The 21,224-nt window shown below is 46.8% G+C and carries 18 protein-coding genes; 7 read left to right on the top strand and 11 right to left on the bottom strand.

Going from position 1 to position 21,224, the window contains the following annotated elements; genetic code table 11:
* Positions 1 to 34: 34 nt before the first annotated feature.
* Together CBX96_RS18395 and CBX96_RS18385 are read right to left on the bottom strand one after the other, a co-directional pair.
* On the bottom strand, positions 35 to 673 hold the full coding sequence (locus CBX96_RS18395; RefSeq protein WP_109287657.1) for a class I SAM-dependent methyltransferase: 639 nt from the start codon (positions 671 to 673) through the stop codon (positions 35 to 37).
* A gap of 823 nt (positions 674 to 1,496) precedes the next feature.
* Positions 1,497 to 2,120 carry a cytochrome c gene (locus CBX96_RS18385; RefSeq protein ID WP_011718817.1) on the bottom strand — a complete coding sequence of 208 codons (624 nt, stop codon included), beginning with the start codon at positions 2,118 to 2,120 and terminating at the stop codon, positions 1,497 to 1,499.
* Positions 2,121 to 2,289: 169 nt separating this feature from the next.
* Here CBX96_RS18385 and yihA point away from each other — a divergent pair, with 169 nt between their 5' ends.
* Entirely contained in the window at positions 2,290 to 2,949 is a 660-nt protein-coding gene (yihA, locus tag CBX96_RS18380) for a ribosome biogenesis GTP-binding protein YihA/YsxC (protein ID WP_109287656.1), read from the top strand.
* Between the two features lie 971 nt (positions 2,950 to 3,920).
* On the opposite strand, the gene polA is transcribed toward yihA, so the two are convergent.
* Entirely contained in the window at positions 3,921 to 6,689 is a 2,769-nt protein-coding gene (gene polA, locus CBX96_RS18375; protein ID WP_109287655.1) for a DNA polymerase I, read from the bottom strand.
* Between the two features lie 385 nt (positions 6,690 to 7,074).
* On the opposite strand from polA, the gene elbB reads away from it, so the two are divergent.
* The gene (gene elbB / locus CBX96_RS18370; RefSeq protein WP_011718815.1) at positions 7,075 to 7,731 is read left to right on the top strand and encodes an isoprenoid biosynthesis glyoxalase ElbB; all 657 of its coding nucleotides are present in this window, start codon (positions 7,075 to 7,077) and stop codon (positions 7,729 to 7,731) included.
* Between the two features lie 75 nt (positions 7,732 to 7,806).
* Here elbB and glpG read toward each other — a convergent pair whose 3' ends face one another.
* From glpG to CBX96_RS18345, 5 genes are all read right to left on the bottom strand, one after another.
* The gene (gene glpG, locus CBX96_RS18365) at positions 7,807 to 8,649 is read right to left on the bottom strand and encodes a rhomboid family intramembrane serine protease GlpG (protein WP_109287654.1); all 843 of its coding nucleotides are present in this window, start codon (positions 8,647 to 8,649) and stop codon (positions 7,807 to 7,809) included.
* Positions 8,646 to 8,951, bottom strand: a complete 306-nt coding sequence (gene glpE / locus CBX96_RS18360) for a thiosulfate sulfurtransferase GlpE (RefSeq protein WP_011624623.1) — start codon at positions 8,949 to 8,951, stop codon at positions 8,646 to 8,648. Before glpE ends, glpG begins: the two co-directional genes overlap by 4 nt.
* Before the next feature lie 98 nt (positions 8,952 to 9,049).
* Positions 9,050 to 10,075 (bottom strand): L-threonine 3-dehydrogenase, encoded by a 1,026-nt coding sequence (tdh, locus tag CBX96_RS18355; protein ID WP_011624622.1) that lies wholly within the window; start codon positions 10,073 to 10,075, stop codon positions 9,050 to 9,052.
* 11 nt (positions 10,076 to 10,086) lie between these two features.
* Complete coding sequence (locus CBX96_RS18350) at positions 10,087 to 11,280, bottom strand: glycine C-acetyltransferase (RefSeq protein ID WP_011624621.1); 1,194 nt, start codon at positions 11,278 to 11,280, stop codon at positions 10,087 to 10,089.
* Positions 11,281 to 11,539: 259 nt separating this feature from the next.
* Positions 11,540 to 12,187 carry a TetR/AcrR family transcriptional regulator gene (locus CBX96_RS18345; RefSeq protein ID WP_109287653.1) on the bottom strand — a complete coding sequence of 216 codons (648 nt, stop codon included), beginning with the start codon at positions 12,185 to 12,187 and terminating at the stop codon, positions 11,540 to 11,542.
* A 245-nt stretch (positions 12,188 to 12,432) separates the two neighbouring features.
* On the opposite strand from CBX96_RS18345, the gene waaA reads away from it, so the two are divergent.
* Positions 12,433 to 13,707, top strand: a complete 1,275-nt coding sequence (gene waaA, locus CBX96_RS18340) for a lipid IV(A) 3-deoxy-D-manno-octulosonic acid transferase (protein WP_109287652.1) — start codon at positions 12,433 to 12,435, stop codon at positions 13,705 to 13,707.
* 14 nt (positions 13,708 to 13,721) lie between these two features.
* On the opposite strand, the gene CBX96_RS18335 is transcribed toward waaA, so the two are convergent.
* The gene (locus CBX96_RS18335; protein WP_109287651.1) at positions 13,722 to 14,474 is read right to left on the bottom strand and encodes a 3-deoxy-D-manno-octulosonic acid kinase; all 753 of its coding nucleotides are present in this window, start codon (positions 14,472 to 14,474) and stop codon (positions 13,722 to 13,724) included.
* Positions 14,475 to 14,562: 88 nt separating this feature from the next.
* Between CBX96_RS18335 and CBX96_RS18330 the strand changes: the two genes are divergently transcribed.
* Genes CBX96_RS18330 through CBX96_RS18320 form a run of 3 tightly spaced genes read left to right on the top strand, consistent with a single transcriptional unit; the run spans position 14,563 to position 17,840 of the window.
* Complete coding sequence (locus CBX96_RS18330) at positions 14,563 to 15,606, top strand: glycosyltransferase family 9 protein (RefSeq protein WP_109287650.1); 1,044 nt, start codon at positions 14,563 to 14,565, stop codon at positions 15,604 to 15,606.
* Between the two features lie 52 nt (positions 15,607 to 15,658).
* Positions 15,659 to 16,744 carry a glycosyltransferase gene (locus CBX96_RS18325; RefSeq protein ID WP_109287649.1) on the top strand — a complete coding sequence of 362 codons (1,086 nt, stop codon included), beginning with the start codon at positions 15,659 to 15,661 and terminating at the stop codon, positions 16,742 to 16,744.
* A gap of 19 nt (positions 16,745 to 16,763) precedes the next feature.
* Positions 16,764 to 17,840, top strand: coding sequence for a CDP-glycerol glycerophosphotransferase family protein (locus tag CBX96_RS18320; protein ID WP_109287648.1), 1,077 nt, complete (start codon positions 16,764 to 16,766; stop codon positions 17,838 to 17,840).
* A 35-nt stretch (positions 17,841 to 17,875) separates the two neighbouring features.
* On the opposite strand, the gene CBX96_RS18315 is transcribed toward CBX96_RS18320, so the two are convergent.
* A complete protein-coding gene (locus CBX96_RS18315) occupies positions 17,876 to 19,048 on the bottom strand; it encodes a glycosyltransferase family 4 protein (protein ID WP_109287647.1) in 1,173 nt (390 codons plus the stop codon).
* Between the two features lie 313 nt (positions 19,049 to 19,361).
* Positions 19,362 to 20,432, bottom strand: a complete 1,071-nt coding sequence (locus CBX96_RS18310; protein WP_109287646.1) for a glycosyltransferase — start codon at positions 20,430 to 20,432, stop codon at positions 19,362 to 19,364.
* Positions 20,433 to 20,707: 275 nt separating this feature from the next.
* Here CBX96_RS18310 and coaD point away from each other — a divergent pair, with 275 nt between their 5' ends.
* Positions 20,708 to 21,199, top strand: coding sequence for a pantetheine-phosphate adenylyltransferase (gene coaD, locus CBX96_RS18305; protein WP_109287663.1), 492 nt, complete (start codon positions 20,708 to 20,710; stop codon positions 21,197 to 21,199).
* Positions 21,200 to 21,224 lie beyond the last annotated feature (25 nt).

The raw sequence follows: 21,224 nt of genomic DNA, 5'->3' as shown, positions 1-21,224 counted from the left end.
CTCGGTACTAAATTCGGTCGGCTGTTATACCAGATTATGATGTTTTTTGCATCAAAACGAGGTCTTTCGCGGCAAATAATAGTTCAAAATCGCTATTACTCGCTAGGTATTCAAAGGTTTGTCTTTGGTAAAAACTCACGTGAGTGAGATTGTTTTTATAATGCCATTTAGCAAAGCCTTCTAAATCAATTAATAAGGGTGTGCTAATCGCTAACCAGCCCCCCGATTTGAGTAAACGGGTCAGTAAACTCCATTCTCTACTGGGGTGCTGAAAATGCTCAAAGACTCGGTAGCAACAAATAAAATCATATTCTTGCTTAAGCGTTTTGTGGTCTGGTGCGAAGAAAGGATCATACTGCTTGAAAGTGTGTCCCGCCGATTCAATGGTCGCCAGACTGGTTTGATCTAACACGCGTCCAAAATTTAAGCCCGTGAGGCTACCTTTTTGCTGCAATTGTATTTGTGTCAGTAGCGGTAAAATAAATTGCGACAGTTGGCGCTGTTTGGCGGCAATCCGCGAACGGCCATAACGTTGTTTTTCTGCCGCGGGAGGAAGATGGCTATTTGCGTCTGCAAAGGTGAGTCCGCATGTCTGGCAAACATAAAAACACCGTTTCTTGTCCTGATGGAGCAACAGTGTTTGCGTGCTATGACAAAGGGGACATCTGCGCATTGAGTCAACTAGAAAAGTATTAAGGTCTTGATTGTAACAATTATATTGCGGAAGTGCACTTTCGGTGCTGGATGTATGCTGGTGGGGTATCACAAAGAAAAAAGGCGGCAGTTAAACTGCCGCCTTACAAACGGTGCATTTTGCACCCTATTCTGATTCCAAGTATCCTTACTTGCTATGCGACTTTCCCGGTCGGTATCCTTCTTTTTTTTACTGCTTTCCCTGCATCATTTTAGTTATCGGTCTTCCAGACACTTAATTAGTTTCTGTCGCCATCCAGACCACAGTTTCCGTAGATGGTCTCAAGACACATCTTTATTACAGCGTCATCAATGACGTTAAGTTAACCATCCATGTTGCTTGAAGTACCTTCCAGTGATAACAAGCTTCCAGCCAGTGCATCCAAAGCTATTAGCTTCCTTTGCTACAGTTTGAATCATTCAAACTGTGTCCTGATGGGGCAAGTTACCCTGAGTGTAAGGCGATTTGCTTATCGCAAATTGGCGTTATCGGCCATCCCTTACAAAAATGTACTGACCGGGATTTCAAGGCGAAATCACTGCTCTTATTATTATTAGAGAGTGGTCTTAGTTATATTATTGTTATTGAGAGTCTTTATTCTTATATCTTGAATGTTAATTATACCGAAATCTGCAAGTTATTATTAATTTATTTGTACAAACAGATGGGTTTATCTCGGTACGGGGCTTATTAAACCCAAATCTGTGATCTATGTCAAGCATGAATCTTTATCAGTTTACGTTAACGTAAACTTTGTGGTGATAAAAAAGGGTGACAGTGCACCCTTTTTTATCGCTAAAACCTATTTCAGGCTAGCAATGTACTTAGATAATGCTTCGATATCACTGTCGCTTAACTTTTTCGCGACATCTTGCATCATGCCGTTGAGATCGTTGTGGCGACCTGCATCACGGAACTTAGTTAGTTGGATTTTGATGTAGTTAGCGTGTTGACCAGCTAATGCTGGGAAACCTGCTGATTCAGCACCTTTAGCATCTGGACCATGACAGGCCATACAAGCTGTGATGCCGCGTGATACATCGCCACCTTTGTAAAGTTTTGCACCTAGCTCAGGAACATCTTTCGCTTCAGCAACTTGGATTGCTTGGCTAGAGAAATAAGCGCTGATATCAAGAATATCTTGATCGCTTAGAGGCATTGCCATACCACTCATGATAGGATCCATACGACCATCTTTACCGCCTGATTGCGCCGCACTACGGAAATCATGTAGTTGCTTTTGGAGGTATGTGGCGTGTTGGCCTGCAAGCTTAGGGTACATATCGATCATACTGTTACCGTCCATGCCGTGACATGCAGAACAAACGATAATTTTAGTTTTTCCCGCTTCAGCATTACCTTCAGCAATCGCAGGTGAAGATATGGCGGCAACTACAACAGACAGCGCAAGAGCTAACTTTTTCATGGCGTTCCAACTTCTGGTTAAGATTATTATCCTGAGCTTACTAGGGTGACCCGCAAGCGTGGTAAAATATGTTTAATGTGATCGGGGTAATATTTTACACGAAAACGTGGAAAAGTAAGCAATTCTTCATAAATTATGGTATTGCGCAGTAAATATATTGGAGTAAATAGTGACTGAATCTCATATAGATTTTCGCAGGGCGAAGTTTTTAATCAGTGCACCTGACATTGCACATTTGGATCAATATCTGCCCGGCGACGTTGGTGTTGAGATTGCTTTTGCTGGTCGCTCTAATGCCGGAAAATCGAGTGCGCTCAATGCATTAACTGAGCAGAAAAACTTAGCGCGTACCAGTAAAACCCCGGGGCGCACTCAGCTTATTAACGTATTTGAACTCGATGCGCAGCGCCGATTAGTCGATTTACCGGGTTACGGCTTTGCCCAAGTGCCTTTAGCCATGAAATTAAAGTGGCAACAATCCCTCGGCGAATATTTGCAGAAGCGTGCGTGCTTAAGTGGCGTTGTGGTATTGATGGATATTCGTCATCCGTTGAAAGATTTGGATATGCAGATGATCGAATGGGCGGTTGCGAGTCAAATACCGGTACTCGCATTACTGACTAAGTCCGATAAATTGGCGCAAAGCGCGAAGATGAAGACCGTGAACGAAGTGCGTAAAGCGCTGGTTGAGTTTGGTGATTGGGTACAGGTTGAGCCTTTTTCTGCGCTCAAAGGCACGGGCAAACCAAAAGTGCTTAGTATCTTAAATGAATGGTGTCATCCGCAATGGTTGGCCGATGAGTTAGAAAACCAAGAAGACGCTGAGTAAGCCTTTTGCTTTATGGTCGGATGCCACTAGCGCATTCGGCCATCTCTTTCTGCTATATCCCCTTATAAAACATCTATTTCACCCCGCAAATTTTGGGCAAAAAAATAGCCGATAACATTAGTCACCGGCCAAAATTTTAGCTCTTTTGGGGAGAAGCTAAATTCAACAAGACTCAAGCACCATCAAATTACCTTCAATGGTTCTCAATGAAGACAGCATACATCGAATTTACCTTTTATTAAAGTAAATACTCTAAAATTTACTCACCTTTGTTGAAATCATCCTTAGGCCGAAAAAAGAGCAAAAAAAAGCCCCAGCAAACAAGTTGCTGGGGCGCCAGAATTTGGCTCGTCACTATAAGTGAAATAAAGGTCTGAAAGATAGAACATCTTAACCTCTGTACCCTACGCAGAGAATAATACGCTATTTATCTCTAAATGGAAAACAGTTTTTTTGAAAAAGTGATAATTGTGTGCAGTAGATCTCAAGTTTTAGGTGAAAAAACCAGCGGTGTTTGATCTGATATTTTCACAAATAGCATTTAAGCCACTGATTTCGCTAATTTGACCGTATTTTTAGTACAGAATTGATCAATTCTTCAGATTTAATGTTTTTACTCTATTTTGGTGATTGTTCTTGGTTGTATCCATCAGCGAACGATTGTTTAGGCTTGCGTGGAGTGTCTCGCGGATAGCTGGTTGTGCTTATACCGGTGTTGAAGCTGCGAGAATTGAGGGGAGATTAAATTTAGTGACTGAGATATGGAGAGTCGAATGCAGCTTCCCGCTCTTGAGGGGGGAGCCCATCAGGGTATTCGCCTGAGTAAACAACTTCTCCTCATCTCGTTCTCTGCGATGTCGAGTTTAGCGGCACCTAAGAGTTGCACTAAATATAAAGGCCCATCCTGTAAAGAATGAGCCTTAGTAAGTGTTAGCAACGAGTGTTAGTGGCTAAAGTCTAGAGCTTGAATGCTAGTGGGCTTGATCCCAGTTATCGCCAATACCAGCTTCTGCCAGAAGTTCCACGTCCAGATTAGCTGCTTTGGCCATGAGTTCACACATCTTGAGCTTGAGTGTTTCGGCTTTATCGGCATCGACTTCGAATACTAATTCGTCGTGGACTTGCATGATCATGGCGATTTCACCTTGGGTATCGGTTTTTATCCAATCGGCAATGCTTATCATGGCTTTTTTAATAATATCCGCGGCGGTGCCTTGCATTGGGGCGTTAATCGCGGCTCTTTCTGCTGCTTGGCGGCGCATTGCATTGCGGTCGCGAATTTCAGGTAAATAGAGACGGCGGCCAAATAGCGTAGAGACATAGCCAAGTTCTGCTGCACTGGCTCGTGTTTCTTCCATATACCTTAATACACCTGGGTAGCGGGCGAAGTATGTGTCTATGTAAGTTTGTGCCTCGTTACGGGGGATGTCGAGCTGACGCGCCAATCCAAAGGCGGACATGCCATAGATAAGGCCAAAGTTAACGGCTTTGGCACGGCGACGCTGCTCCGAGGTGACGCTGTCAAAGTCGGTGCCAAATACTTCGGCGGCGGTGGCTCTGTGAATGTCTTTACCTTCAGCGAAGGCTTTGAGTAAGCCCGCATCTTGGGATAAATGCGCCATGATCCTTAGTTCAATCTGCGAATAGTCGGCGGCCAAAATCTTACGTCCTTGAGGCGCAATAAAGGCTTGACGAATACGACGACCTTCCTCAGTGCGGATAGGAATATTCTGTAGGTTTGGTTCGCTCGAGGACAAACGCCCCGTTGCCGCGTTGGCCTGATGGTAGCTTGTGTGTACCCGACCCGTTTTCGCGTTCACCATTAGAGGGAGCTTGTCGGTGTAAGTACTCTTTAGCTTGGTTAGGCTTCTATGCTCAAGGATCACTTTAGGCAGAGGGAAATCCAGTGCCAACTCAACCAGCACTTCTTCCGCGGTAGAGGGTGCTCCCTTAGGGGTCTTTTTGATGACCGGATAACCCAGCTTTTCAAAAAACAGCACCTGAAGTTGCTTTGGTGAGCTTAAATTGAATTTTTCACCAGCAATATCATAAGCTTTTGTTTCTAACTCATCGATTTTACGCGCAAGTTCATCACTCTGTTGGCCGAGCAACATACTATCGATAAACACGCCTTGGCGCTCAATATCGGACAGAATTTGGATCAGTGGCAGTTCAATATCGGTAAAGACCGAGGCTAATTCGGTCTCTTTTTCGAGTCTTGGCCACAAATGTTGATGAAGACGCAGGGTAATATCGGCATCTTCCGCCGCATAGGGCGATGCTGTTTCCAACGGAATTTGGTTGAAGGTTAGCTGTTTAGCACCTTTACCTGCGATATCTTCGAAGGCGATATTTTTATGGCCTAGGTATTTAAGCGCCAGCCCATCCATATCATGGCGTGAGGCGACCGAGTTAAACACATAGGATTCGAGCATGGTGTCAAACGCAACACCTTGGAGTTTTATGCCGGCATTGGCCAATACGCTGATATCATATTTCAGGTTTTGACCGACTTTTTTGATCTTGGCGTCTTCGAGTATCGGGCGCAGCTTTTCGAGTGCAATCTGTTTATCTAATTGTTGAGGCGCGCCAACATAATCGTGTGTTAGAGGTAGATAAGCGGCTTTACCTGCTTCAACAGCAAAGGACAGGCCAACCAATTCCGCAACCATATAGTCGAGGCTGGTGGTCTCGGTATCTACGGCCATTAATGGCGCTTGCTTGAGTTTGGCAATCCACTCATCGAGCTGAGCTTCGGTGAGAATCGTATCGTATTGGGTTTCAATCGTGACGCTGGGCGTTGATTCTTCTTGGGTTTCGGTCGTTTCGACTTTTGCTGCGACCGTCGTCGGCGCCTTATTATCTAAGACTTCGGCAAGCCAGCGTTTAAATTCCATTTCGCCGTAGCATTTGATCAGCTCATCCCTGTCAGCGGGTTTGGCTTCGAGTTCATGCCAATCTTGTTCGAGCTTAACATCGGTTTTAATGGTGGCAAGCTCATAGGACAGTTTTAGCATGTCGGCATTGTCGATGATTTTCGCTGCCATGGTTTTTGCGCCCCTAAAGCCTAATTCGGTAACTTTTTCGGGCTCTGCAAGCAAATTGGCGACACTGCCCGCCCCTGTGAGCATGGCTAATGCGGTTTTTTCGCCTACGCCGGGTAAACCGGGAATGTTATCTGCCTTGTCGCCCATTAGCGCCAAGAAATCGATAATTCTGTCTGGACCAACACCATATTTAGCCGCAACTTCTTCAGGGCCCATGATGGTATCTGTCATGGTGTTGATCAGCGTGATATTTTCATCAACCAGCTGCGCCATGTCTTTATCGCCAGTGCTGATGAGTACGGCGCGGTTTTCGCGGCTCGCTTGGCGAGCGATTGTGCCGATAACATCGTCCGCCTCAACACCTGGAATGGAGATTAAGGGCAGGCCTAAGGCACGAATAATACGGTGTAGTGGTTCAATTTGTGAGCGCAGGTCATCCGGCATGGGCGGGCGATGTGCCTTGTATTCTTCATATAAGTCATTGCGGAAGGTTTTGCCTTTAGCGTCGAACACCACAGCGATATGGCTAGGTTGATAACGGCTTAATAAGCTGCGGAGCATATTCACTACGCCATAAACAGCACCAGTAGCTTCGCCCTTTGAGTTTGTCAGGTGAGGAGGCGCATAATAGGCGCGATATAAATAAGAAGATCCATCCACAAGGACAAGTGGGTTATTGGCTATGGTAGGCATAAGTAATTTTCGTTTATCGATGACTTAGATGGCGGTAAGCATGCCACAGATACGGTATTTCAGCCACGGCAAATTGACTCTCAGCCTGTGGATAACTCTGTGAGTGAAAAAGTCAACTGTGAATAATGGCGATGTTTACGGCTTGGTGCGATATTTTTAAGTTGTTGATTTTTATGTTTTTAAAATATTTGTGTGAGTTCAATACTGTTTCTTGAAAAATCTTCCTGATTTGTGGATTTTTTCTTGACTCCGTAAAATACCTAAAGGCTGTGTTAATTTTCACCGACCCTTAGATTCGACGAACTAAGTTAGCATGATTTTTAAGCAGATCAACCATTTTGTTTACAGTTTGTTAAAACCAAATGACATAAGAAGGATATTTATAATGAAAAAAATCGCAGTATTGCTCAGTGGGTGCGGTGTTTTCGATGGAACAGAGATCCATGAATCGGTTTTAACGTTATTATCTCTGTCGAAAGCGGGGGCCCAATATCAATGTTTTGCTCCTGATATCAATCAGATGCATGTTGTTAATCACTTCACGGGCGAAGTAGACAAGACGGCGACACGAAATGTGTTGGTTGAATCGGCACGTATCGCCCGTGGCGAAGTAAAAGCAACCACCGAACTCGATATTACCGATTTCGATGCACTGGTTATCCCTGGCGGATTTGGGGCGGCGAAAAATCTGTGTAACTTCGCCACTAATGGTAGTGAGTGTGAAGTGAATCCACTCGTTACTGATTTTATTAATGAATTTATTCTAGCGAAAAAGCCTGTCGGCTTTATTTGTATCGCGCCTATGATGATCCCGCGTTTATATGGACACGGCGCTAAGGGCACTATCGGTAATGATGTGGATACGGTCGCAGCCTTTAATCTGATGGGCGGCCATCATCAGGCGGCGACTGTGCATGATATCGTGGTTGATGAGGCGAATAAGATTGTCAGCACGCCCGCTTATATGCTTGCGGGGAACATTGCCGAGGCGCACTCTGGCATCGAGAAGCTGGTTGCCAAAGTATTAGAGTTGGCCAAGTAACAGCGCCTAAATGCAGCAGGGTAAGCCTTTGGGCTTCCCCGCTTTTTAATCGAGCATGGAAGCAATCGCGGTGAATTAGCGAGTGGCTTTACTGCGACTATCGAACCAGCCTTGGGCGAGACCTATCAGTAATCCGCCAATATGGGCGCCATTTGCCACTGACACGCCTAAGAAATCCGTAAAGCCTAACACTAGCCAAATCAACATAAATCCCATGTAGGAGGGCGGTAAACCTATCCCCGCAGCGGGTTTGCGGATCCCCATGACCCAAGTGTAACCGGCGACGGCATACACTACGCCCGACAGCCCGCCAAAGTTGGGGCCGCTAACATAGTATTGGACGACATTGGGTAAAGTACCGGCGATCAGTAGCAGGATTAACAGCGGGGCTGTACCTATGCGAGTCTCGATTTTTCCACCCAAATACCACCACCAGAGTAAGTTGAAGATGATATGCATGGCCGAAAAGTGCATCAGGCTTGGGGTAAACACGCGCCAGAATTGACTAACACTGGTGTCAGGCACCGCACCGAAATAGGAGAGTGTTTCATAAACCGGGCCGCCGAAGCCTAAATTCATCGCGGCATAAATCAGTACACAGAGGCCAAAGATGATAAGAGTAACTGGGTCTGCACCTGTGATAAATTGCGCAAAAAGCTGTAAAGAAGGGGCGCCATAGTCGAGCTTAGTATGAGTATCACCATGCTCCCATGATGCTTGTAAGTATTTGTTATCGTAAGGATTAGCGATAAAATGGGCGAACTCTTTACGGGCTTGTTCGGCATATTGATCGCGGATAACCAGAATAGCGACTCCCTGCGGCAATGGCTGAATCTGGCAGTCTATCTGTTCACCTTTAAGGTAATCGACAAAGGCCTGCGCGGCTCTGCTGTTGGGGAGTCTGCCAATCTCTATCATGCATTGGCCTCATGCCAAGCGCTAAAGCCACCATCTAGGCTATAGACATCATCAAAGCCTTGCTCACACAGGTATTGCGCGGCATTTTGGCTGCTGATGCCATGGTAGCAAACCACCACTAAAGGACTGTCCATATCCGCTTGGCCAATAAAGTGCGCCAGATTCTCGTTATTCAAATTAAATGCGCCATCAATGTGGCCGTTGTTAAAGCTGTGACCATCGCGAATATCGACGATTTGCACTGACTTTGACTCGGTCATTTGCACTAATTGATTCACGCTGAGGTGTTTAAAGGAAGACATAATAAAACCTGAAATAACTGAAAAGGGATAAGCGATGGGATAAGTGTGCAACATGGGGCTGCGTGTGTACAGCCCCGTGATTGGCATAGCTAAGAGAATTAATCCCAGCTGAGGATGACTTTACCTGATTGGCCCGAGCCCATAGCGTCGAAGCCTTTTTGGAAATCATCAATCTTGTAGTGGTGCGTGATGATAGGCGAGATATCTAAGCCAGATTGGATCAAGCTTGCCATCTTGTACCAGGTTTCGAACATTTCACGGCCGTAAATGCCTTTGATGACCAGACCCTTGAAGATCACTTTGCTCCAATCAATCGCCATTTCGCCACCCGGAATACCGAGCATCGCGATTTTACCACCGTGGTTCATGGTATCTAACATGGCGTGGAAGGCTGACGGTACGCCAGACATTTCCAGACCCACGTCGAAGCCTTCGGTCATGCCGAGTTCTTTCATCACGTCTTTCAGACTTTCCTGAGCCACGTTAACGGCGCGAGTGGCGCCCATTTTACGAGCCAGCTCTAAGCGGTATTCGTTAACGTCGGTGATAACTACATGGCGAGCACCAACGTGGCGACACACGGCCGCAGCCATAATACCGATTGGGCCCGCGCCAGTAATTAATACGTCTTCGCCCACTAAGTCGAATGACAGCGCAGTGTGTACTGCGTTACCGAATGGGTCGAAGATAGATGCTAAATCATCGCTGATATCATCGGGAATTTTGAAGGCGTTAAAGGCTGGGATCACTAAGTATTCGGCAAATGAACCTTCACGGTTTACACCCACACCTGAGGTGTTGCGGCATAAATGCGTGCGACCAGCGCGGCAGTTACGGCAGTGGCCGCAGGTGATATGGCCTTCACCAGAAACGCGGTCACCAATTTTAAAGCCACGCACTTCTTGACCGATATCAACTACTTCACCCACGTACTCGTGACCTACCACCATAGGCACAGGAATGGTTTTTTGTGACCATTCGTCCCAGTTGTAGATGTGCATGTCGGTGCCACAAATGGCGGTCTTTTTAATCTTGATCAGCAGATCGTTGTGGCCCATTTCAGGTTTAGGCGCATCGACTAACCAAATGCCTTTTTCGGCTTTTAACTTGCTTAGTGCTTTCATTTTGTAGGGTCCTAAATAATCGCCATTTCTTTAGCGATACGGGTAAAGGCTTCAATCGCTTTGTCGAGTTGCTCACGGGTGTGCGCCGCCGACATTTGAGTACGAATACGGGCTTGTCCCTTTGGCACCACAGGGAATGAGAAGCCGATAACGTAAATATGTTCTGCTAATAAACGGTTAGCGAAATCGCTCGCCAGTTTGGCATCGCCAATCATCACAGGGATAATCGCGTGGTCTGCACCGCCTAAGGTAAAGCCTGCCGCTGACATTTTTTCGCGGAAGTAACGGCTGTTTTCCCATACTGCTTCACGCAGTGCTTGGCCCGATTTGAGCATCTCTAATACATGGATAGAGGCCGTTACAATCGAAGGCGCCAATGAGTTAGAGAATAGGTAAGGGCGAGAGCGTTGGCGTAACCAGTCGATGACTTCTTTTTTACCTGAAGTGAAACCGCCCGATGCGCCGCCTAATGCTTTGCCTAGGGTGCCGGTGATAATATCGACACGGCCCATTACACCACAATGTTCGTGCGAACCACGGCCGTTGAGGCCAACAAAGCCCACTGCATGTGAGTCATCAACCATGACCAATGCGCCGTATTTATCGGCTAAATCACACACGCCTTGCAGATTGGCGATCACGCCGTCCATTGAGAATACGCCGTCGGTAGCGATCAGAATATTGCGCGCGCCAGCGGCTTTTGCGGCGATTAATTGCGTCTCTAAATCCGCCATATCGTTGTTGGCGTAACGGAAACGTTTGGCCTTACATAAACGCACACCATCGATAATAGAGGCATGGTTTAGGGCGTCGGAGATAATCGCATCTTCGGCATCTAACAGGGTTTCGAACAGACCTGCGTTGGCGTCGAAGCAAGAAGAATACAGAATCGTGTCTTCCATGCCGAGGAATTCACTCAGGCTGGCTTCGAGTTGTTTGTGGATGTCTTGGGTTCCACAAATAAAACGGACTGAAGCCATACCAAAGCCGTGGCTGTCTAAGCCTTGCTGTGCGGCTTTAATCAGTTCAGGGTGGTTGGCTAGGCCTAAGTAGTTGTTGGCGCAAAAGTTAACAACTTCTTGGTGATTAACTTGAATGGCTGTCTGTTGCGGTGAGGCAATAACACGCTCGCTTTTATATAAACCTTCGGCTTTAACATCGGCAAGCTGTTGATTAATCTGTGCGTAGAATGAGGTAGAGGCCACCTGATATCTCCTTAGTTAACTTTATTCTGATTCTGGGAGTTGCGGCATTCTAACGCTAAACCCTATCGGCCTACAGCCTTTTTTTCATGCAGGTTAGCTAGATAAATTAGTTTAGGGCTAAAGGGGGTGTTACATTATAAAAACTAATGTGCAACATGGTCGGCTTGAGGGTTGCATCACCGCAGAGGGCATAAATTGAGTCCGCATTTAGCACCTTTAACCTGTTGAGTTTAGTGCTAAATGCGACAGCGCGGGACGATTAGAGCGAATCTTGGGTTGCTAGCTCGTGGTAGTGTTGCTCTAAACGGCTAAAAGTTGCTTGAGAGGTTGGTGTGGCGTAGGCCTTAAAAATCATCAATACCCGCAGTACACCTTCGTATAGAATGCCTTTAGTGATGGTGGAAGTGCTGGACTGAGTGAGTTGATAACCAATCCAGAAACTCACAATCATCTTAATGGTGTCGGCAAGTTGGGTGATTTTGTCATTGTCGATATTTAAAAAACCATCCTGCTTGAGTTTACCGAGCACGTGACTCGAGCGTGTTAGCACTTGCTGTTGGGCGTGCAAATATCGGCTTTTTAATTCCTCATCGCGGGCGAGAATATCGGCCAGATTGGCGTACATAAAACGGAATTGCCACAGGGTATAAAACATCGCATCGAAATAGCCGATCAATTGCTCTACATTGACTTGCTCGCCTTCATAGGGTTGAAATCCCGATTCGAGGTGCGCCTCGTAGAGACTGAAGATAGATCGAATAATGTCTTCCTTATTACGGAAGTGATAATAAAGATTCCCGGGACTCATATTCAGGTGAGCGGCAATATGATTGGTGGTGATATTTCGTTCGCCGTGCTCATTGAATAGCTCAAGGCTGGCATAGATGATTTTGTCGCGGGTTTTCATATGTTTTCCAAGTGGCTAGTGAACGCTACAAATTGATTAAAGAAGGCTAACCAACGACCGCTACACTGCTGGTAAATTATCCCTAATTTAAAATCGTATGGATTCATCCCAATGAACAAGAATTCAATACGATTGATATCCCCAAACAATCTCAAGAGGCTGAAACTCGTATCTTGAGGATGCTTGGGGATATTATGCTAACATTGCCGCTATTCATCAGGCAAAAACTCATAAGCACGATTTTTATGAATCGATTTTTTTACAGTGTGCTGCTTTATCTATTATCCCCTCTGCTCATTGTCTATTTGGCGTTCCGTGCCATTAAAAGCCCTGATTACCGTGGCCGCTGGGGCGAACGTTTCGGATTAACACGACTGGCACCAACGGATTTACTGATCCACTCGGTTTCTATGGGCGAAACGCTGGCGGCGATTCCGTTAATCCGCCAGATCCAACAGGCGCATCCACAGCTTAAAATTACGGTCACAACCTCAAGCCCGACGGGTTCTGCTGAGGTGCGTAAAGCCTTTGGTGATCAAGTGCAGCATTGCTACTTACCCTTCGATTTACCTTGGTGTGTGAACCGCTTTCTGCGCCAGTTATCCCCTAAATGGTGCATCATTATGGAGACTGAGCTGTGGCCGAATCTTGTGGCGCTGGCGGCTAAGCGCGGCGTGCACTTGATGCTTGCTAATGCTAGGTTGTCGGCCAAATCGGCGGCGCAATATGCCAAGCGTCCACAGTTGAGTCGCCCCATGTTGCAACGTTTAGATGTGGTTGCGGTGCAGACCCAAGCCGAGGCGCAGCGATTTATCGACCTTGGCGTGCCTGCTGATAGAGTCACTGTTTGCGGCAGCTTGAAGTTTGATTTAAGTATCACCCCTGAACGATTAACCCTAGCGCGAGATCTAAGGCAGACTTGGGGAAAAGAGACTGCGCCCGTATGGGTAGCGGGGAGTGTTCACCCCGGTGAGTTTGATGCCATGCTGAGCGCCCATAAGCAGCTGCTCGCTAAATGGCCTGAGGCGTTATTGGTGATTGCGCCGCGTCATCCTGAGCAGTTTGCGGCGGTGGCCGACGTCGTTGCCAACCAAGGTTTTGAATTTGTACGCCGCAGTGATGCTCAAGCGATAACCGCCACAACGCAGGTGCTGGTGGGCGATACCATGGGTGAGTTGTTAACCTTCTATGGCGCTGCCGATCAAGCCTTTGTGGGTGGGACCTTAATTGAAAATGGTGGACATAATCCCTTAGAACCCGTGGCCATGGGCGTGCCTGTGATGGTTGGGCCAAACCATTGGGACTTTGCCCAAATTACTCAAATGTTGGCAGATGCGGGTGGCTTGCGAATTGTGAACTCAGGCCAAGCGCTGGGGGATAATTTAATTCAGTATTTTGAGCAGCCGATTTTACGCCAACAAGCCGCTGAGGCAGGCCTTGCCGTGGTAGAGGCTAATCGTGGTGCCTTGCAGCGTCAGTTTGCTCTCGCCGAATCGTTACTCGCGTGCCAAACAGCCTAACGCCGTTTAGGTGATTAGGCTTTGGGGATCACGGAGTGATAGCCCGCGAGCAAAGCCGCCCAGTCGGCGGGTGTAAAGGCAAGTGTTGGCTGTTTTCCTTGTTCTTTATTGAAGGAGCGTAGCAGCCTTTCAAGGTTCGCCTTTTGCCATTGGGCATTGGGCGTTTTGATTTCACCCCTATCAAAATCAATTAGATAGAAACGTTCTTGTACGCCATCCGCTTGCTGTGGTTGCCATAAAATATTCTTCGCGTTTAAGTCGGCATGGTAAACACCGCGGCGATGAAATTGGGCAATGGTGGCGCCTAGTGCTTGCCACTGCTCAGGAGTCATGGCGCCTTTGGTTAACTTGGCGACCAAGTCTTCGGCGCCATCGACCCGCTCGATAATAATGTTGGCACGGTAAAACAAACCATCGCGCAGGATATTGGCGGCAATAGGTTTAGGCACCGCAAATTGTTCGCGGTAGAGCAGATCGAGCAGCCTTAATTCGCCCATGGCGCGGGTGTTTTCAAGTCCGGTATAGAAGTAGGCATCCTTACTGAATTTCTCCATCAGGCCGCCGCGCCAGTAATGTCGCAACACCCAATGGCGCTCGCTAAAGGCCACAAACCAAGTGGTGTAACGTCCCTTGGATGATCCCACTACCGCGGCTTTTTCACGCCAGAAATCCACCGAAAACCAAGCCGGAGTGATGTATTCAGGCGTATCTTGGCAAAGTGCCATATAGCCATCTGCGGTATTTATGATTTTGATTTGTGCGTTCATGGGAGATTTGTTGACTTAAGCGTGGCACCTGCGGCCATTCTACATTAAGATCCTTAGCTTGCGCCAAATAACCTTAAGAGCTATTCGCTTGAGTTTAAATCCCAACACCATGAATTCTCTCTGCCTGCTTAGGCTATCGGCTATCGGTGACGTCTGTCATGCCGTGGCTATGGTGCAGGCGATTCAACGCCAATATCCCCAGCTCAAAATCACTTGGGTGATAGGCAAGCTCGAATACCAACTATTAAAGCACTTGCCCGGTATTGAGTTTGTGATTTTCGATAAATCCCAGGGCTGGCGCAGTTACTTTAATCTGCATAAGGCGCTGAAAGGCTGTCGCTTCGATGTCTTGTTGCACATGCAAGTGGCGCTGCGTGCGACCTTGGCCTCCCTCGCGATTTCGGCAAAGATTCGGGTCGGATTCGACCGTGCCCGCGCCAAAGAAGGTCAATGGCTGGTCACCAATCATAGAGTCGAACCTTTAGCTGAGCCCCATGTGCTGGACGGCTTTATGGGATTCGCCAAGGCGATTGGCGTTAGCGATATCACCCCGAGTTGGAATATTCCAGTCCCTCAGGCGGATACTGAATTTGCCCAGCGCCAGATTGCCGATGGCGAGAAGGTATTAATCATTTGCGCGGCCGCCAGTAAAGCCGAGCGTAATTGGCTGCCCGAGCGTTATGCCGCCGTGGCACAACATGCGGTGAATAAGGGTTATCGAGTCATTCTCTGCGGTGGCCCTACAGCACTTGAAAAGACATTGGCCGACGATATTGCCAATGCATGTTCTGCCAAACTCGATAACTTAGTCGGCAAAACCAGTTTGACTCAATTGCTGGCTCTGCTGAAACGCGCCAGCCTAGTGCTAGCGCCCGATACTGGCCCTGCACACATGGCGGTCACGCAAGGGACGCCAGTCATAGGTTTATATGCCCATTCCAACCCAGGCCGCACTGGGCCTTATTTATCACAGCAATATGTGGTGAGTGCCTACCAAGAGGCCATCGCCTCACAACAAAGTGGTGAGGTGAAATGGGGCACCCGTGCTAAGGGTGAGCACCTTATGGCGCTAATTAGTGTTGAAGCCGTGATAGATAAATTTGATCAGGTTATTCAGCAGACACACAGTTAACCACTGTTAGCCTGTCACCCTGAGTTTTAGATTATCGTTTAGGAGAAAAATCATGCGGATAGCCATAGCCATCGACAGTTTAGCGGGTGGTGGAGCCGAAAAGGTTATGATTACCTTGGCAAAGCAGTTTATTAGCCTAGGGCATGAGCCGCATTTTTTGGTCATGGAAGATAATCGTTATTACGAAACCCCAGACAATTTACCTGTACATCAATGCTTTGCCGACAAAGATAAAGATTATGATCACTTCGGGCGCCTAGGGGGATCGGTCGATAAGTTACGAGCCAAGATTGCCGAGATTGAGTCCCGAGTCGGTAAGTTCGATCTGTTTTTATCCAATCTTGATAAAACCAACTTGATGATGACCAAAACCGGGGTGACACCACTCTATGTGATTGTGCACTCATCGGTTGAAGAAGAATTGAGTCGTCAGTTTAAGTTAGGCCCCTTCGCCTACTATAAGAAACTGCGAGCGAAAAAAGCGCTCAATGGCCAGCATTTGATCACTGTGTCCAACGGCATAGCCAAAGAGATCCAAGCTAAGGGACGTTTGCAGCCTGCATCAATGCGAACTATCTACAATCCATTTGAATTTAATGAGATTGTTGCTCAATCACTGCAAGATAATCCGCAAATCCCTCAGGGTGACTATCTTATCCACGTGGGGCGTTTTGCTAAGCAGAAGCGCCACGATGTGTTGTTTGAGGCCCTTAAACAGACCCAAAATCAGTTACCCGTGGTGCTGTTATGCCATAACCACAAGAAGGCGATTAAAGCGGCGAAGAAATACGGCATCGAGAAGCGCTTAATCATTCCTGGATTCCAGAGTAATCCTTTTCCTTGGATCAAACGTGCGAAAGCATTGGTGCTGAGTTCCGATTTCGAAGGATTGCCGACGGTATTAATCGAATCCTTAGCCTGCGGCACGCCAGTGGTCAGTACCGATTGTCCACATGGGCCGAATGAGATTTTGACTGGAAATTTGGCTCCCTATCTTGTGCCCCGTCGTAATCCTGCGGCCTTGGCCAAGATGATTGACGCTGTGGTCGCCCAGCCGCCATCCCTCGATAATATGGAGATTTTAGCTAAGGTGGATGCGACTGCGATTGCCGAACAATATCTCGCGCTAGCGAAATAATTTACCCAAGGAGAAAGCGGTGGAAGCGCGTAAATCAAACAAAAGACGTTATTTGTTCTACATCGCACAGAACTATTCCTATGCGATGCTAAGGCCGCTGCAGCAAGTGATTCTGGCGCGTGGCGATGAGGCGTGTTGGTTTCTCGAAGGCCGTGAGGTCGACCCCAAATTCCTTAAAGCGGATGAAAAACGCTTACCCGATATCGATGCCGTTAAGGCATGGAAACCCGATGCCGTGTTCGTGCCGGGTAATGTAGTGCCAAGCTTTATCCCTGGAGTAAAAGTGGGGGTGTTCCACGGTTTTAATGCGGGCAAAATGAATCATAAGGGGCGAGAAGATCACTTCGAAATCCGCGATTGCTTTGACTTGTATTGCACTCAGGGGCCGGCGACGACGCTGCCTTTCCTTGAGCTAGAGAAAAAAATCGGCACCTTTACCGTGGCCGAAACGGGCTGGCCAGCGCTCGATCCTTTATTTATTGAAAATAAAGATAATCCTTACATTAAGCCCGATGATCCACGGCCCGTAGTGCTGTTTTGCTCTACATTCTCCCCTAGTCTGACCTGTGCCCCTGAGGTATTCGAGCAGATTAAAGCCCTGTCGCAAAAGAGCCAGTGGCGCTGGTTGGTACAATTCCACCCTAAGATGAAGCCAAGTATTGTTGAGCAATACAAGACTCTCGAAAATGAGAATCTGCAGTTTGTGGAAACCGACAACGTGATCCCGCTTCTGCAGGCGGGAGATGTGATGCTCTGCGATACTTCTTCGATTTTATTGATGTTTTTAATGCAGCGTAAGCCTGTAGTTACCTTTAAAAATCAGTCACCGAAGGCGCATTTAATCGATATTAACCGAGTCGAAGAGATTGAACCTGCACTCACTCGAGCGCTTAGCCGCCCCGATGATTTGATGGCGCATATCCATGATTATTGCAATCAAATCCATCCCAAGGGAGATGGTCAGTCTAGCCAGCGTGTACTCGCGGCGACTGATGCCTTGATCGATAAGGGAACCGCTTGGCTGAAACCTAAGCCATTGAACTTACTGCGACACTTTAAAATGCGCCGTAAGTTAGGCTATTGGAAATTGTTTTAAGAAAAAGTAAGGCCGACATAGTGTCGGCCTTGTTTTTAGCTTTGCGCTTTAGTCTCTTCGACCAGCTTAAAGATAATCTCTTGCATATTTTTCTGAAAATCTTCAATGCTGTGAGTCGCTTTGATGTAGTTCACCGCTTTTAGCGCCAGCTCTTGGCGGAGTGGCTCGTTTTCCATCAAATGGCGGATACCGTCGACAAAGAGTGGGACTTTATCGAAACCATCCCCTAACACCGTGCCAGTAAATACCCCAAACTGGCTGGTGAGTTCATCGGGATCACGACAGCTCACGAGCAGCGTTCCGTAGGATAAGGCTTCCAAAAACGAAATCGGTAGCGCCTCGTGGATTGAGGTATTCACTAAAATCTTAGCGTCCTTAATCAACTGCGCCTTTTTCTCGCCCTCCACATGCCCCACAAAGTGTAAGTTAGGGATGTCGAGGTAGTTATTCATGATGGATTGGTTTTTCTTCGACTGTCTAAAGGATTGACCAAGCATGAAAAATTCATATTCTGGCATCAGTTTGGCTATCTCACAGAACAACCAGCCACGCTTAACCGACTCGATGCGGCCGAGGAAGATAATGTGGTTTTTCTTCGGATGGGTTTCGACATCGAAGCTGTGATCAATCTCGATAGGATTAGGTAAGTATTTGATCTCGGTTTTATCGTCGAGGTTGTAGAGATCCCGTGCTTTTCTATCGAGAAAACGTGCTTGAGAAATAAACGAGACTTTACCCGCAGCCCATAAGTCGTGGACAAACTGATAAATGTTGCTATCCCAATAACTTTTCTCAGGAAAGAGTTTTACTGTATTAATTTCGTCCCATTCATAATCGGGGCGTGGATCTTGAACCCAGAACAACAACTTTTTATCGATATTGGGGATTGTTTTAAGAATACGATAGGAATGGGTCGTCATTTCGATGGATAAGAAAAGATCATAGTTTTTCTTTTTTAAGAATCTAATATTAAGAAAATCCATAAACTTAGCGGCAAGACGATACACTTTGATACCATCGATCATATAACGACGGGGAATTAATCGCTGTTTGCTGCAATCTTTTTTTATCAGTACTTCTACTTCAATGTTCTCATTGGGCAAGTGTTTGGCGATCAGATGACGGGCAAGAAAGCCGTATCCACCGTACACTGTACCTGTACCACCAAAATATTCATCGACTAATAAAGCGACCTTTAGCTTACTCATAACCACCCCAAAAATACTCACCAGTTCCGTTTGTGAGATAAATTTATTCCAAGCGGAATATTTTGAGGTTTTTAATTCTGGCGATCAATTAAATAATGATCTAATTAATACAGAACGCGGTTTTATATAATCAAGTGTTCAACAAATGTTTTTAATTTGTATCGCTTTAATGAAAAAGTATGTAGGTATTAATGCCTTGTTGATACATTTGTTATATTGATAGTTATTTTAGCGGGCGCCATGTTGTATCAATTTGTTGCGATTTAATTAGAACGCCAATATAAGGAGTGGCGTTCTCATTAAAATTGATAATTTATTGCGCTAAGTGGATATATTGAGCGGCAATATATTGGCTGTCTACGGCCTTTAATATTTCTAGATTGTCTAAAGCGGGTGGTGAGGCCAAACATTCTAGTGCCTTTTGTGCCAATAGCGCTGGTTGGCGAACGGGGACAAGATATTGTGCTAAATGCCCTGTGAGAATTTCATTGGGCCCATGTGGGCAGTCAGTACTGACGACAGGTGTGCCACAGGCTAAAGACTCAATCACCACGGTCGGTAAACCTTCAAAATCTGAGCTGAGTAGCATCAACTCGGCTTTGGCAATCCAAGCGTAGGGATTGTGTTGAAACCCTGGTGTGATGATTCTGTGTTCGACACCGTATTTCTTGGCGAGTTTGCGTGCCTTCTTGGGGCGGTTGCAAAGCAGGACAAGCTTAGGGGCCGTTGGCATATCCCTGAGTGCCTTAAACAAAATATCGTGGCGTTTTTGCCGTGTCACGCGGCCGACATGGATCATATAAGGCTCGCTTGGGATCTCGGCAATTTCTTCATGAGTCTTCTTGCGGATTTCCTCCAATCTAAAGGGATTATAGATGGTCTGAACGCTTTGTGGTTTGAGCCAGGAAGTGGCTCTGAGCTCATCGGCGATGCCATTGGAAACTGTAATGATCTTTTTGCCAATCAGTGCCTTGGCCTTTTTCCAGCGACGCCAGAAATGCACTGGACCACGCTTTAATTCCATCAAGAGTTCTTGCTTGAGGGCGCAGTGGCAAAAATAATAGCAGGGGTCGAAATCGCAGCCGGAAACAACCACATCGCAGTCGGTCGAGTTACTTAAAAAAAGCGAGAACTTACCCGATTGTTCCGCTTCGGCCACCTTGGCCTGCAGGCGTTGTCTTTGTTCCTGTAGGTTTGGCTTTTGGCCAGCTTCATACAGGTAATGAATCGTCACATTTTCTGGCGGCATAAAATCCCCCTCTTTATGGAACACAAAGAGGTGAACATCTTGCCCGGCTTCCTGCAGCACTTCGGCCTGGGATAAGGCGATTTTGACAGTGCCGTTCGAGAAAAAGTTATGGCAAAAAATGGCGATTTTTTTCATATAAGTGCTCTGATTACGTGGACTTAATCGGTTGTGGTGTGGTTTCAATCCATCGAGGTTGGACGAAAAGCCGCTGCCTACTTAAGCCAATATATAGCGAGTCGGCATTATATCAGTTCATGCCTTTACATGGGCTTAATCCGAGGAATTCTTGCCAGTATTTCAATTTTAACGGGATTTTCAGCGGTTTTTATCGGGATGATTCACTCAAGTGGCTAAAACGAGTAGACTGGCGGCAATGATTTTTGGGTATCTATCTGAGTCGAGTCAGCAAAGTGCATACAAGAGCGATTTATCCTGGGACCTTCGATCCCATTACCAATGGTCATGCCGATTTGATTGAGCGTGCGGCTAAGTTGTTTAAGCATGTGATTATTGGCATTGCGGCCAATCCATCTAAGCAGCCAAGGTTTACCCTCGAGGAGCGCGTTGAGCTGGTAAACCGCGTCACAGCCCATTTGGATAATGTGGAAGTGGTTGGTTTTTCGGGCCTGCTGGTGGATTTTGCCAAGGAACAGCGTGCGAGTGTGCTGGTGCGTGGTTTGCGTGCGGTTTCCGACTTTGAGTATGAATTCCAATTGGCCAACATGAATCGCAGATTAAGCCCTGATCTTGAGAGCGTGTTTTTAACGCCGGCCGAAGAAAACTCTTTTATTTCTTCCACCTTAGTAAAGGAAGTCGCGCTGCATGGCGGCGATGTGAGTCAATTTGTACACCCTGAGGTGGCAAGCGCGTTGACCGCCAAGCTTAACCTCGCAAAATCCTGATAAAGCTGAGTATTTCCATAAAACC

It is taken from the genome of Shewanella sp. BC20 (genome assembly GCF_003129585.1).
Lineage (GTDB): Bacteria > Pseudomonadota > Gammaproteobacteria > Enterobacterales > Shewanellaceae > Shewanella > Shewanella seohaensis.
This window is presented reverse-complemented; position numbering and strand designations above follow the sequence as displayed.

Coding starts and splice junctions, on each gene's coding strand:
- CBX96_RS18325 (WP_109287649.1), top strand. CDS start 15,659: ATGCGGATAGCCATAGCCATCGACAGTTTAGCGGGTGGTGGAGCCGAA.
- CBX96_RS18335 (WP_109287651.1), bottom strand. CDS start 14,474: ATGAACGCACAAATCAAAATCATAAATACCGCAGATGGCTATATGGCA.
- waaA (WP_109287652.1), top strand. CDS start 12,433: ATGAATCGATTTTTTTACAGTGTGCTGCTTTATCTATTATCCCCTCTG.
- glpG (WP_109287654.1), bottom strand. CDS start 8,649: ATGATAGAGATTGGCAGACTCCCCAACAGCAGAGCCGCGCAGGCCTTT.
- CBX96_RS18310 (WP_109287646.1), bottom strand. CDS start 20,432: ATGAAAAAAATCGCCATTTTTTGCCATAACTTTTTCTCGAACGGCACT.
- CBX96_RS18385 (WP_011718817.1), bottom strand. CDS start 2,120: ATGAAAAAGTTAGCTCTTGCGCTGTCTGTTGTAGTTGCCGCCATATCT.
- polA (WP_109287655.1), bottom strand. CDS start 6,689: ATGCCTACCATAGCCAATAACCCACTTGTCCTTGTGGATGGATCTTCT.
- tdh (WP_011624622.1), bottom strand. CDS start 10,075: ATGAAAGCACTAAGCAAGTTAAAAGCCGAAAAAGGCATTTGGTTAGTC.
- CBX96_RS18395 (WP_109287657.1), bottom strand. CDS start 673: ATGCGCAGATGTCCCCTTTGTCATAGCACGCAAACACTGTTGCTCCAT.
- elbB (WP_011718815.1), top strand. CDS start 7,075: ATGAAAAAAATCGCAGTATTGCTCAGTGGGTGCGGTGTTTTCGATGGA.
- CBX96_RS18315 (WP_109287647.1), bottom strand. CDS start 19,048: ATGAGTAAGCTAAAGGTCGCTTTATTAGTCGATGAATATTTTGGTGGT.
- glpE (WP_011624623.1), bottom strand. CDS start 8,951: ATGTCTTCCTTTAAACACCTCAGCGTGAATCAATTAGTGCAAATGACC.
- CBX96_RS18345 (WP_109287653.1), bottom strand. CDS start 12,187: ATGAAAACCCGCGACAAAATCATCTATGCCAGCCTTGAGCTATTCAAT.